Source organism: Gelidibacter maritimus (genome assembly GCF_014062315.1).
Classification (GTDB): Bacteria; Bacteroidota; Bacteroidia; order Flavobacteriales; family Flavobacteriaceae; genus Gelidibacter; species Gelidibacter maritimus.
The window spans coordinates 1-13,730 of the sequence record NZ_JACGLT010000010.1 but is presented as its reverse complement, the minus strand read 5'-3'; the positions used below and the strand labels follow the sequence as shown (position 1 = coordinate 13,730).

Sequence of the window (13,730 nt, the reverse complement as noted above, 5' to 3'; positions counted from 1 at the left end):
GCTGGTTCAAGTGCAACCTTAACCGCTACGGGAGGCGCTACTTATTTGTGGAGTACGGGAGCAACAACCGAAAGTATATCAGTGAGCCCATCATCAACCACCACATATTCTGTTACTGCTTATGACGAATCAGGTCAATATTCAGATACGGATGAGGTCAAAGTATCAGTAAATGCACTGCCAACAGTGGAAGCTGGAGGTAATGTTACGATAAATTCAGGTGATAATGTCACTTTAACCGCCACTGGAGCTACGACCTATAAATGGAGTAACGGGGCCACTGGAGCGAGCATTACCGTGAGTCCTTCGACAAGCAGGACATATACTGTTACAGGAATATCCAACGGTTGTGAGGCCACGGATACTGTAAGAGTTACCGTTACAAATACAGTTGAAGTTGTTGCTGATGCTGGAGCAGATCAAAGCATCTGTGCTGGTTCAAGTGCAACCTTAACCGCTACGGGAGGCGCTACTTATTTGTGGAGTACGGGAGCAACAACCGAAAGTATTTCAGTGAGCCCATCATCGACCACCACGTATTCTGTTACTGCATATGACGAATCAGGCCAATATTCAGATACGGATGAGGTCAACGTAACGGTCAATTCAATACCAACAGTATCTGCAGGAAAGAATATCACGATCACTTCTGGTGATAGCACAACCTTAACAGCATCTGGAGCAAAGTCTTATAAATGGAGCACAGGAGAAACTGGAACGAGCATTAATGTAAGTCCCTCCGTAACAACAACCTACACAGTAAAAGGGACAATAAACGGGTGTGAAGCCTCTGCCACGGTTAAGGTAACCGTTGAAACGCCTCGAGTTTTCGCTCGTGCAGGAGGGAACAAAGATATTTGTCAAGGTTCAGCTGTTACATTAACAGCAACCGGTGGCGATCGTTATTTATGGAGTACAGGTGAGAAAACTGCAAGTATAACGGTTAATCCACAAACCACAACAAAATACTCAGTTACGGCTTATATTGGTGATGCGTCTGGTACAGATGATGCCACTGTTAAAGTAAGTCCGAAACCTAACGTAAGAATTATCAATGGTTCTGAGGCGGATATTCTTGAGGGTGAGTTTATCACCTTATCAGCTAAAGGTGCCGATAGCTATAAATGGAGTAATGGCGCTACCCAACCCAACATCGCGGTACGTCCGACAAAAACCCAAACGTTTGATGTTGTTGGCTACATTAACGATTGTTCTTCGGAAAAATCGATTAAAGTTAATGTCTTTGAAAAGATAGTTGCTAATGCAGGTGATGACGTGGCCATTTGTTCAGACGAAAGTACTGTGCTAACTGCAAGAGGTCCTGCTAATAGTGAATATTTGTGGAGTACTGGAGAAACAACCAAAAGTATAACTGTGAACCCAGAGGAAGATACAGAATATTCTGTGATGGTATATCACGAGTTAGACTCTGATACGGACAGCGTGATGGTTAAAGTTCGAAACTGCGCCAATTCTCAAATTGTTGATGGAAATGTAGCCTTAGAAGATACTGTGAAACTAGATTTTTTGATTCATCCAAATCCAACTTATGGTGAAGTTCACATAAAAATTTCGGGACTATCCGACGCATCAAGCATCCATTTGTATGACCTTTCTGGTAAATCTTTATATACTGAAGCAATCAGTATAAAGGACCATAAGAGTTATAATAAAACTATCGATTTATCAGATTTTGCATCTGGAATATATCTACTGCAATTGGTGGACAATCAAAGAGTGATTACCAAAAAAGTAGTGCTGAGATAATTTTTTGATAAACATTATAAAAGATTGATTGAGCCATGGAATATTTCTGTGGCTTAATTATTTACTATAAGGAACAATCGATTCTATGGTGACTAATGAATCACAATTCTTAATTTCTCAACAATGAAAATATTATGATTTCTAAAAGACTTATTAATAATAGACAGTCGAAGAATGGATATTTTGCTCGACATATCAGATACAGCATCTTTTAAATAAATGTAAAGCTTCTTTATGTAACTTATCTAAACCCAAATTCGTCGTACCATTTACTCAACACATATAGTTTCCATATATGTGCTGTATGGTCTTCTTTCATTTCCATATGCTCAGATAAAAGACGCTTAAATTTAGGGACATTTAGATTGGGAACGCTATTTAGAAACTTATCATTTAAAGCACTATAAAATTCATCTTTAAGCTCTGTACGCATCCAACTGCCTATAGGCACCGCGAAACCACGTTTGGGTTGGTCGAATATTTCTTCCGGTATATAATCTTTAAGAATATCACGTAAAATCTTCTTCTGTTTTCCTTTTTCGTACCTGAAATGCATAGGTAGAGATCTTGCATATTCAATGACCCTATAATCCAAAAAAGGACTTCTCACCTCAACAGAATAGGCCATGCTCGCACGATCGACCTTCACATTACTATCATTTTCAAGCCATAACTTTATATTTAAATCGGCCGCTTTCTGTAAAAAATTATCAGACCAAGTTTTATAGCCCTGATAATGTTTCATATAATCCTGTTTCTTCTCCTTTAAAAGAAATCCTTTTCTAGAGAAAATATTTTCTATAAAATCATTTCTATTTTCTGTGTTTAGAGCATTCTTGATTCTATGAGTATTCATGCCAAAAAGTTTTAACACTCCAGATTTAGCTATACTTTTTCTAATAATAAAGGGGATGTCCATTATCCTTTTGTTTCGAACCAGAGAATCAAAATGGTTATAACCCATAAAGCTCTCGTCACCTCCATCTCCTGAAAGAGCCACTGTTACGTAATGCTTAGTTACTTTATTTAACAGTAGAGAAGGTAGAGCTGAGCTATCACCGAATGGTTCGTCATATACCTCAGTAAGTTTCGGGATAAGCTCTAAAAGATCACTGGGATTGCAAATAGTTGTTTTATGATTTGTTTCGAGAATACTGGCAAATTGTTCAGCTATCTTACTTTCATCGTATTCAGAGTCATCAAATCCTATTGAAAAGGTATTAATTTTTGATTTCGAAACTTTTGTTGCAATACTAGTTATTAAAGATGAATCAATGCCACCTGAAAGAAATGAACCAACTGGAACATCAGCATGGAGCCTAATTCTAACCGCATCAAAAAGTAATTCGCGAAGTTCTTCCTTTGCCGCTTCGTAGGAAATATTCCTTGGTTCAACTCGTTTTAAATTCCAATACTCATTAATTTTAAGACTATTATTGTTTAAATTAATTTCTAAACAGTTTCCTGGAGGAAGTTTGTAAACATTTTCAACAATGGTATATGGGCTTGGTATGAAGGCACAATCCAAGAACATTGAAATAGCATCATTACTAACTTTTTTATCCCCCAGCAGAGGTCTTATTTGGCTGCAAATTTCAAATTGACCATCATCCCAATAGTAGTAAAATGGTTTAACACCAAGTCTGTCTCTTGCTGAAAACAAGATGTTCGTATCTGCATCGTAAATAGAAAAAGCAAACATGCCATTAATTTTGTCTAGAATGTTTTTATTCCAATGCTTGAACCCTATTAATAAAACTTCGGTGTCGCTTTCAGTCTTAAATTGATACCCTAAATCTTGAAGCTCCTTTTTAATTGTTTTGTAATTATAAATTTCACCATTGTAGACTATGGTAAGATTATCAAAATGCATCGGTTGATGAGAACGTGGATCTAAGTCTAATATGGATAAACGCAAATGACCAAAGCTAATGCCATTTATGTTTTCCACTGCCTTGAAGTCTGGTCCTCTAAAAGAAATAGAGTTGAGTTTCTCAACTATCTCATTTTTGTCAAAAGGAATATTACTCAGGTAAATACCGCACATATTTTATTTTCTATAAGGAACAATCGATTCTATGGTGACTAATGAATCACAATTTTTAACTTGCAATTTGAATTCTTGCTTTTTATAACTGTTCTCAATAATATAGGTCTTGCAAGTTTCGCTCTTGGTATCACTTTCCGAAAAGTTGACATTACCATGCTTGATCATGTCAGAAACAGCAACAGTATCCATTTCAAATGATCGCATCGTAGATAATGCATCCTCTGAATATGTTTTTTGCTTGAGTGAGATGTTTTTTGTCGTCCTTGCATTGGGGCCGTAAGCACATGAGGTTTTCTTTCCACTTAAAAAAAAGAATAGTATAATTAAACCTATGGAAAAGCCGCCCAAATAATATCCGACACGATGGATAAACTTCATTATTAAAAAATTAAAAGATTGACGTCAGTGTATTTTAAGTCAAACCAATTGGCAACCAATTTGCTGGTTAAAATACCGTGGTAAAAGTACAATCCATTTTTTAAACCTCGATCAAAACGAAGTGCATTTTCAATCCCGCCATCTTCTCCAATTTTTAAAAGATAGGGTGTAAACATATTACTTATTGATACCGAGGACGATCGGGAATATCGGGCAGGGATATTAGGCACACAATAATGTACAATGCCATTATAGTCAAAGGTTGGTTTATCGTGGGTAGTGACCTCACTGGTTTCAAAACAACCTCCCATGTCAATACTGACATCAATAACTACAGCCCCAGTTTTCATACAGTCCACCATAGCTTCAGTAACCACAACGGGTGCTCTGTTGGTGCCTCTAACAGCGCCAATAGCCACATCACAACGCTTCAAGGCCTTGATCAGGTTTTTAGGTTGGAGAGTAGATGTGTAAAGTGTCCTACCTAAATGCGATTGGACCGATCTTAGTTTGGTAATGGAATTGTCAAAAATCTTGACATTTGCGCCCATGCCAATGGCAGAACGGGCAGCAAATTCTCCCACGGTTCCTGCACCAATAATAACGACTTCAGTTGGTGGGACGCCACTAATATTCCCAAACATCAATCCGTTGCCACCATTAATGTTCGACAACAATTCGGCGGCAATAAGAATGGAGGCTGTTCCTGCAATTTCACTCAATGATCGAACTGCTGGGTAAGAACCATCGTCATCCTTTATAAATTCGAAGGCTAAGGCCGTGATGCGTTTGGTGGCCAAGGTTTCAAAGTATTTTTTGCTTTGTGTTTTTAATTGCAGCGCTGAGATCAATAAAGTCTGCGGGTTTATAAGCTTAATTTCATCTAAAGAAGGGGGTTCAACTTTTAATATGATAGGGCAGGAGTACACTTTGGCGGTATCCTTGGTTATTTCGGCACCTGCCTCGCTATAGGTTCTGTCTTTAAAGTTGGCACCATCGCCAGCTCCAGCTTCAATCATGACCCGATGGCCATTGGAAACCAAGGCTGATACAGCGTCAGGAGTTAAGCAAACACGCTTTTCCTGAAAATAAGTTTCTTTTGGAATACCAATAAAAAGATTTCCCTTTTTTTTGAAAACTTCCAGAGTTTCTTCCTGAGGAAGCAATTGTTCCCGGGTAAAAGGAGAAATGGATTTGCTCATTTGACTTTGAAATAAGCACTGAAATTACAAATAATTTTCCGATTTGAAATATCTAATTAAAATTAATCGAAATTGGATAATATCGATAATTGGAGGAATTTCACCGCTCTGAATAAATGCTTAATAATTATGACAATAATAAATGGAGATAAAAAAACCATGGTTCCGTTTGAACTTGAATTGCAGCTGCTTAAACTAATTCTGTACACTTTAGCGTGAACTACCTAAAAAATCTTGACAGTATTGGTATCCTATGCCCTTCGAATTTTATCTTGATTTCATGATTAAAGTCATGAGATTTTATAAATAAACTCAGGATATTTGTCAACCAATTGAACAAACGATTTTAATCAGTTTAGATTAGGGGCAACTTTTGCTTAACGGAACGAAATCGCTATTTTTGTTCGGATTTCGTACCAGATATAATCGTTTAGAATAACTTGTAGCTTGATTTCAAAGCTTTTTAAAATAAAATTACAATAATAATCGTGAATGCAACCCACTTGTGGGAAGACCATATAATCACCACTTAACATGTCAAAAAAAACAACCAATAAGGGCATTTATATTGCCACCACAGAACCCAATATTGGGAAATCTATTATCTCTTTAGGACTGATGCAATCGCTGTTGGGGAAAGCGGCAAAAGTCGGTTATTTCAGGCCAGTTATTGATGATTTCGAGCCCGGAAAAAAAGACAATCATATCAATACAGTTTCCACCTATTTCAATTTGGACATAAAATTTGAAGACGCCTACGCCTTTACAAGAAGCGAGGTCATTCGGAAAAAAAATGCCAACAAGGACAGTGAGATCATGGGCATAATCATTGAAAAATATAAAAGCCTTGAAGAACGTTTCGATTTTGTTTTGGTAGAAGGTTCGAGTTTTATCGGCGAAGGATCCATTATGGAATTTGACATGAACGTATTGATTGCCAAAAATTTGGGTGTACCTGCCATTATTGTTGGAGGAGGTGTTGGTAAAACCTTGGACCAACTTGTAGCAAATTTACAAATGGCTTATGATTCTTTTAAGGACAAAGGAGTTGAAATATTGGCTGTTATCGCCAATAAGATAGAACCACAAAACCTGGAATTAGTGACTTCAGAGTTGGAGAAATACTTACCTAAAGGTGTTATTGTAAATTCAATTCCGCTAAATCATAGTCTTGCAAATCCATCCATCAGAGAGATAGTTGACACCTTGGATGCCAAAGTGCTTTTTGGCGAAGAATTCATAAACAATCAAGCGGGTAACTATAGTGTGGGGGCCATGCAGCTGCGCAATTACCTTATTCACTTAAAGGAAAAAGCCTTGGTCATAACGCCAGGTGATAGAGCCGACATTATTTTAGGGGCGTTGCAAGCCAATATTTCTGATAATTATCCTTCTATATCCGGGATTGTACTTACAGGAGGACTGATGCCTGAAGACTCTATCCTAAAACTCATTGAGGGACTTTCAGAGGTTGTTCCAATAATTTTAGTTGAAGGAGGAACGTTTTCGGTAACAAATCGTCTGGGTAGCATACAGTCGCAAATCTATGCTGAAAACACAGACAAGATAACCACATCTATAAATGAATTTGAAAAATATGTCAATGTGGATGCACTTATCGAGCGTTTAATTACCTTTCAATCCAATGGGGTTACGCCGAGAATGTTTCAGTATAACTTATTTCAAAAAGCAAAGTCGAGCAAGAAACATATTGTCTTGCCAGAAGGAAATGACGAACGTATTTTAAGAGCCACCAAACGACTTGTCGACCTGGATGTGGTAACGATTACGCTATTGGGGAATAAAAAACAAATTGAGGATAAAATAACCAATCTTGATATTGGACTGGATTTGGATAAGGTCACCGTAATTAATCCAATCGAATCCGAATATTTTGAATCTTACGCAGAAACGCTCTTTGAACTCCGTAAACATAAGAATGTCAATTTGCCAATGGCTAAGGATTTGATGGAAGATGTATCGTATTTTGGTACGATGATGGTTTACAAAGGCGATGCTGATGGTATGGTTTCCGGAGCCGCTCATACCACTCAGCACACCATTCTGCCAGCGCTTCAATTCATTAAAACCAAACCTGAAGCGCCTATTGTTTCGTCTGTGTTTTTTATGTTGTTGGATGATCGGGTCTCTGTTTATGGCGATTGTGCCATTAATCCAAACCCAACGTCCATCCAATTGGCTGATATTGCCATTTCTTCGGCAGCAACCAGTACGGTTTTTGGAATAGATCCGAAAATTGCCATGTTGTCCTATTCTTCTGGCACTTCTGGAGTGGGTGAAGATGTGGAAAGAGTAAGAGAAGCGACAACATTGGTGAAGGAAAAACGACCAGACCTTAAAGTAGAAGGTCCAATTCAATATGATGCAGCTGTAGATATTGCTGTGGGCAAATTGAAACTTCCAGATTCGGAAGTTGCAGGACAGGCCAACGTCTTTATTTTTCCAGATCTTAACACAGGAAATAACACCTATAAAGCAGTACAACGAGAAACAAAAGCATTGGCAATTGGCCCCATAATCCAAGGGTTAAACAAACCAGTTAACGATTTAAGCCGAGGCTGTACCATAGACGATATCTATAACACGGTTATTGTAACAGCAATTCAAGCACAAGGCATCTAATGAGTACTAAGAATTAAGTATAAAGTATTAAGAGTGAGGTATTACGGCAAAACGTCGAAAATTAAAGATATATGAAGATATTAATCATCAATTCCGGAAGTTCTTCCATAAAATTTCAATTAATGGATATGCCTTCCGAAACTTTAATCTGCAGTGGATTAGTGGAGCGCATTGGATATAAAAATGCGACTATAAGTTATAAAACAAATGGCGAAAATCTGCAACAAACACATCATATCGAGACGCACAGTCAAGGCCTTGAGAGAGTGGTAGAGTTATTGCTTGACCCCAAAAAAGGGGTCATTACCCACACCAACGAAATTAAGGTAGTAGGACATCGTGTGGTACACGGAGGAAATTCGTTTTCAGACACCACATTAATTACTACAGAAGTTAAGGATAAAATACAGGAATACGCAGCCTTGGCACCTTTGCACAATCCGGGAAATCTTGAAGGCATATTAGTAGCAGAAGAGATTTTTCCTTCTGCAAAGCAAGTGGCCATTTTTGATACAGCTTTTCACCAAACCATTCCCGAAAAGGCCAAAAGATATGCCATTCCAACAAGCCTATATGAGGAAAACGGCATTCAGGTCTATGGTTTCCACGGAACGAGTCACCAGTATGTATCAGAAAAAGCAATTGCTTATTTAGGAAAGGAATCATCTAAAATCATCACCATCCATTTGGGCAATGGCTGTAGTATGACTGCGGTCAAGGATGGTAAGAGTATAGACCATAGCTTAGGATTCACACCTTCCAATGGTTTAATCATGGGGACTCGAAGTGGTGATATCGATCACGCAATTATTTTTCATATGGTTAATAACTTGGGTTACACATTAGATAATGTCAAAACACTGCTCACCAATCAAAGTGGGATGTTGGGGCTAACGGGACATGTGGATTTAAGGGATATTCAAGCCGAAGCTGAAAATGGAAATAAAGATTGCCAACTGGCTTTATCAATGAACGCCTATCGTATTAAAAAATATATTGGCGCTTACGCTGCTGCAATGAATGGATTGGATGCCATTGTTTTTACGGCAGGGATTGGAGAGAATTCAAGTGTTATCAGGCAATTGGTATGTGAGGACATGGAGGTCTTTGGATTGAACTTGGGTACTACCAAAAACAATAAAAGATCTGGAGATTTAAGAGAAATCAATACTACTGCTTCCAAAGTAAAAATATTGGTCATTCCTACCAATGAGGAACTGGAAATTGCAAAGCAAGCTTATGAATTGGTAACTTGATTTTATAAATGATATTTAATGGAGTAGGAGTAGCACTGATTTTGGTGCTACTTTTTTTTTGAGATTTATTCAAGTTTCCTGGATTGTGTTCGCTGAATAAACAACAGCAATTTATTTTCAAGCTGACAATAAAATGTCTTTCCTCATATTATTGGAAAGATGGAAATCAGGCGTATCTAAAATGTTTCAAATGGATAAGTGCTTTTAGACATTTTAAATAATCAGATAGTATTAAAATTGATGTGATTAAATAAATGATATACAAGTTGTTACGCTTTTAATTTGAACTAAAGATCAACCACAAAATATGCGTGCACGAAAAAAAAAAATGAAAAAAATAATAAAATTTAACTTTATTAGTTAGGAATCCTTACTATATTTATAGTGGCAATATTACCAAAACACAATTAAAATCTTAAAAAATGGCAAAATCAATTTTTTATCACGCCGGATGTCCAGTCTGTATTAGTGCAGAACATGACATCGTAAATCTTATCGGTTCAGACAATGTAGAACTTGTTCACATTGGTGAAGATCGTAGCCGAATAGCTGAAGCTGAAAAAGCTGGAGTCAAATCGGTTCCGGCACTTTTAACGCCAAATGGAAATGTGCTTCACCTTAATTTTGGGGCATCCATGGCAGATGTGAAGGGCTAATAAATCGCCCTGTAAAGTTAGAGCTCCTATCTTTACAGGGCTTTTCAGAATGAAAAGTGCAATAATTAGGACTGATTTAGTCCTTTTGATTTGCTTTAAATACAAGGATCAGTCAAAAAATAAACAAAAATGAAAGTAGCAGTTTGGGACACTTATGTAACTAAAAAAGACGGTAACGTGATGCACTTTGATATCATAGCACCTCAAGAAATTAGAGATCCAAATATTATTTACAGCTATGGTAAGGAATAATTGAAAACCAAGGCACAAGACGAACAAGCATTAACATCAAAGGAGTGCAGCTTTTGTCATATTGAAAACCTAAGACCACAATGGGAAGAAGAAATCAATAAGAAAGGTTATTTCATTCTCGAAATGGAAAACTGTTAATGAAAACAGGTATTAAAGATTTATAGGAACTTCAAATTTTTGGCAGATACTTTCAATGAGAAAGTATACAACTTTTTGGGGTTAGGTTATATATTTGTTGAAGAGGTAAAATAAATAGAGAATTTTATCACCTAAAATTAAATTTGTTTTGGGAAACTCAGTTTTTTTGGGTAATCTTCTGTATAAATCTATCAGACATGAAGCATTCATCTTTCAATTTAGATGTACAAAACCAACAAATAGAGCACAAAATTGTAGTGGCTCTTGAACGAATTTCAGCGGCGTTCAGGGTTCTACTTTGGAATGAAAGTAAAGAAAATTCATTGAGTCCGATACAAATTCAGATTTTGATTTTTATTCATTTCCATTCGTTGGAGAAATGCAAAGTCGGTTATTTAGCAGATGAATTCAATATGACCAAAGCGACTATTAGCGATAGTGTTAAGGTATTACTTGCAAAAGATTTGGTGTCGAAAATATCCGATGCATCAGATGCAAGAAGCTATTCAATTGTCCTTACTCCTGAAGGGGAAAAAATAGCAAAAAAGGCATCGTTATTTACATCTTCCATCGAGCAACCTTTAGAAAAATTAGCTGAAGAACAAAAAACGGTTATGCTCGACGGATTGTTAAAATTGATATATGATTTAAATAAATCAGGAGTTATTACTATTCAACGCATGTGTTTTACTTGTGCTTATTACAAGAGCGATGCTGGAATCCATTACTGTAACCTCCTAAACAAAAAACTCGCAGAAACTGAAATTCGTGTCGACTGTCCAGACCATAAAGTCATCAGTTAAAAATATCATAATCACCTACTAATAAGATTAAATCATTGAATCTCCAAGAACATTACGACACGCTTTACAAGGAATCCATTAGTGAAATATCTTCCGACAATTACGAAATTGACCCAATGATCCATGCTGATAATGATCGGCGATTTGGAATGTCACTTTTGATCAGACCTCCAATGGATGTCAAAATTAAAATTCAGAGATTTTTGGAAGATCTTAAAAGCCTCGAACCCAATCAATATTATTATCCAAACTCTGATATTCACATCACAGTAATCTCCATAATCTCTTGTTACGATGGACTTATGCTGCGAAACCTGAATGTACCAGCCTACGTTGAACAAATAGCCAATAGTCTTAAAAATGCCAAGAAGTTTAGTATAAGCTGTCAAGGCATTACCGCATCGCCTTCTTGTATTATGATCCAAGGTTTTATGGGGGATAACCATTTAAATACTATTAGAAATAACCTAAGGAGAGACTTTAAAGACTCTAATTTGGAACAAAGTATGGACGAGCGCTATTTGATTCAGACAGCACATGCAACCGTCTTCCGGTTTACCGAACCATTAAAGCAAAAAGAAAGATTTTTGGAACTTGTAGAAAAGTACAGAAATCATGATTTTGGAAGTTTCCAGGTAAATAAGTTGGAACTTTCGTATAACGATTGGTACCACCGAGAGCGATTGGTTACAAATCTTCATGAATTTAAGATTGGAAACAGCAAAACATAAACTCAATGAGGATGAAATCAAGATGGCTTTAGTGAATATTTTGCAAATTTGGTTAATTAATAAAAGTTAAATCGTAGACTTAAGTAATTAGTAATTAAGTCGTTTGTTTTTATATTTATTTTCGAGATAAAAACATGCTATTTAAAGATCAATTTTTTTGCTTTTTGTTTATGATGTTTTAATAGAAATTGTATATTTGCCGACCGTAAGACAAATGAAAATTGTTTTTAGTCTGTCTTTACCATTTTCAGAACACTAGTTCTTGAATGGGCTCGTAGCTCAGCTGGATAGAGCACCTCCCTTCTAAGGAGGCGGTCATAGGTTCGAATCCTATCGGGCTCACTTAACGCAGAACTTCCATCAACCAACAGGTTGGTGGATTTTTTGTTTTACGAAATATGATAAATTGAAATTTTAAAGATATTTCGGATCAAGTCAAAAAGTTGTGGGATTTTAGGATTATGCATAAATTGTTGTAAGTCTGTACAGGAAGAATTCCATGTTTCTAACCCCTCTGAACTGCGCTCTAAAAGCTTTTATTTTTGCATTGAACGATTCTGCAGAAGCGTTGGTACTTCTGTTGTCAAAATAGTTCAGTATATTTTGATAATGGATTGACATGGTTCTGGAGATGGTATTAAAGCTTTTAAATGCCGCCTGTCTCACTTTTTCATCCCACTTTGCCAATCTTATGAGAGCCGATGTCTTGTCCTTTGTGTTGTTGAATATCCAGGAAAGGTTCTGACATAATTTATATGCTTTTTCCAGATCGGGATAGCGTGCAAAGAGTATTGCTGCCCTTTTTTGTTGATTATCAGTCCACTTACTGCTTGCTTTGTAAAGTAGATATCTGCTCCTGGCCAATAACTGTTTTAACGTATCCTCATTGGGCAATAACTCCGGAGTGTATTTTGTGGATTTGGTCCTGGCGTTTTCAATGGCGTCATTTTCAGCATCCAGTGCTTCCCACCTGTGCTTGATCCTGATCTCCTGCAGTGCCTCCAGTGCCAGTTTCTGGACATGGAAACGGTCTATGACCAAGGTTGCCTCGGGGAATGATCTTCTAACGATCAGACCCATGTTCCCGGCCATGTCCAAGGTGACTTCCCTGACCGTTCTTCTTTGTTTTAAAGGGATCTGCTGCAATACCCTTATAACATCCTCTGCCTTGGTGCCCCTGACCATGGCCACTATGGCCCCCTTTTTTCCCTGGGCGTTTTTATTGGTCACTATGGTATATAGTTCTCCATTGGAAAAAGCGGTCTCATCAAGGGATAGGTAGCCTCCAAGGTTTTGTGGGAAGAGGAGCCATTGCTTTGCATGCGCTTTCTGGTCCCAGGTCTTAAAATCGCTTAGATAGTCCTTGTACTGCCTTTGCAGGTTCCTGGGACTGACGCCATAGAACTTGGCAACAAGCGATGTGCTCGAGGCATTGTTACTGACGGATCTGTTTTAAAAAAGTAGCAAACTCACTAGTGATCCTAGTTCCTTTTGCTACCAATTGCCAATCTCTGGTTACCACTGTACCCGTGTCCCGGTCAACCCATCTGCGACGTATGATGTGCAGAAAGACGTTCTTTCCACGTATAGGAAAATCCTGAACCGTGGCCTCAGGGAAGAATCCTTTGGAATGAAGCCTAATGCCACTGTGTCCCTCGGGGACGGTGTTCAGTTCCGTAAAATAAAAGTGGAGCTCTTCGCCTTTGACCTCGTGTTTTTTAAGATCAAAATAGGTCACAAGAACTTCGGGGAGTAATAAATTGGCAATAGATAATAGTGAATCTGAGGACATAGAAAATTTTTGTTCCAAAGTTCTTTTATTTTTCCTTACTCCACAACTTTTTGTGTTGACCC

General features: G+C 37.5%; 11 protein-coding genes, 1 tRNA gene and 1 pseudogene. 8 read left to right on the top strand and 5 right to left on the bottom strand.

The features are described 5' to 3' along the window. A partial coding sequence (locus H3Z82_RS12600) for a T9SS type A sorting domain-containing protein (protein WP_182205868.1) occupies positions 1-1,767 on the top strand: 1,767 nt, incomplete at its 5' end. 241 nt (positions 1,768-2,008) lie between these two features. On the opposite strand, the gene asnB is transcribed toward H3Z82_RS12600, so the two are convergent. Genes asnB through H3Z82_RS12585 form a run of 3 tightly spaced genes read right to left on the bottom strand, consistent with a single transcriptional unit; the run spans position 2,009 to position 5,397 of the window. Beyond that, complete coding sequence (gene asnB / locus H3Z82_RS12595; protein ID WP_182205867.1) at positions 2,009-3,814, bottom strand: asparagine synthase (glutamine-hydrolyzing); 1,806 nt, start codon at positions 3,812-3,814, stop codon at positions 2,009-2,011. Positions 3,815-3,817: 3 nt separating this feature from the next. Then, positions 3,818-4,195 carry a hypothetical protein gene (locus H3Z82_RS12590; RefSeq protein ID WP_182205866.1) on the bottom strand — a complete coding sequence of 126 codons (378 nt, stop codon included), beginning with the start codon at positions 4,193-4,195 and terminating at the stop codon, positions 3,818-3,820. A 2-nt stretch (positions 4,196-4,197) separates the two neighbouring features. After that, positions 4,198-5,397 carry an alanine dehydrogenase gene (locus H3Z82_RS12585; protein WP_182205865.1) on the bottom strand — a complete coding sequence of 400 codons (1,200 nt, stop codon included), beginning with the start codon at positions 5,395-5,397 and terminating at the stop codon, positions 4,198-4,200. Between the two features lie 534 nt (positions 5,398-5,931). On the opposite strand from H3Z82_RS12585, the gene pta reads away from it, so the two are divergent. The 7 genes and pseudogenes from pta (at position 5,932) to H3Z82_RS12550 (ending at position 12,218) form a co-directional block, all read left to right on the top strand. Further along, on the top strand, positions 5,932-8,040 hold the full coding sequence (gene pta, locus H3Z82_RS12580) for a phosphate acetyltransferase (RefSeq protein ID WP_182205864.1): 2,109 nt from the start codon (positions 5,932-5,934) through the stop codon (positions 8,038-8,040). 71 nt (positions 8,041-8,111) lie between these two features. Then, a complete protein-coding gene (locus H3Z82_RS12575; protein WP_182205863.1) occupies positions 8,112-9,296 on the top strand; it encodes an acetate/propionate family kinase in 1,185 nt (394 codons plus the stop codon). A gap of 422 nt (positions 9,297-9,718) precedes the next feature. Then, positions 9,719-9,952: a thioredoxin family protein gene (locus tag H3Z82_RS12570; RefSeq protein WP_163515766.1), complete on the top strand. Its 234-nt coding sequence runs from the start codon at positions 9,719-9,721 to the stop codon at positions 9,950-9,952. Positions 9,953-10,081: 129 nt separating this feature from the next. Continuing rightward, positions 10,082-10,342 (top strand): annotated as a pseudogene (locus H3Z82_RS12565) (DUF2024 family protein). A gap of 197 nt (positions 10,343-10,539) precedes the next feature. Further along, a complete protein-coding gene (locus H3Z82_RS12560; protein ID WP_182205862.1) occupies positions 10,540-11,145 on the top strand; it encodes a MarR family winged helix-turn-helix transcriptional regulator in 606 nt (201 codons plus the stop codon). Between the two features lie 35 nt (positions 11,146-11,180). Then, entirely contained in the window at positions 11,181-11,876 is a 696-nt protein-coding gene (locus tag H3Z82_RS12555; RefSeq protein ID WP_182205861.1) for an AKAP7-like phosphoesterase domain-containing protein, read from the top strand. A 268-nt stretch (positions 11,877-12,144) separates the two neighbouring features. Then, a tRNA-Arg gene (locus H3Z82_RS12550) sits at positions 12,145-12,218 on the top strand. 117 nt (positions 12,219-12,335) lie between these two features. Here H3Z82_RS12550 and H3Z82_RS12545 read toward each other — a convergent pair. Next, positions 12,336-13,256: an ISAon1 family transposase gene (locus H3Z82_RS12545; protein WP_220459144.1), complete on the bottom strand. Its 921-nt coding sequence runs from the start codon at positions 13,254-13,256 to the stop codon at positions 12,336-12,338. 55 nt (positions 13,257-13,311) lie between these two features. Beyond that, the coding region (locus tag H3Z82_RS19540; protein WP_317172434.1) for an ISAon1 family transposase N-terminal region protein at positions 13,312-13,730 on the bottom strand (419 nt) is incomplete at its 5' end.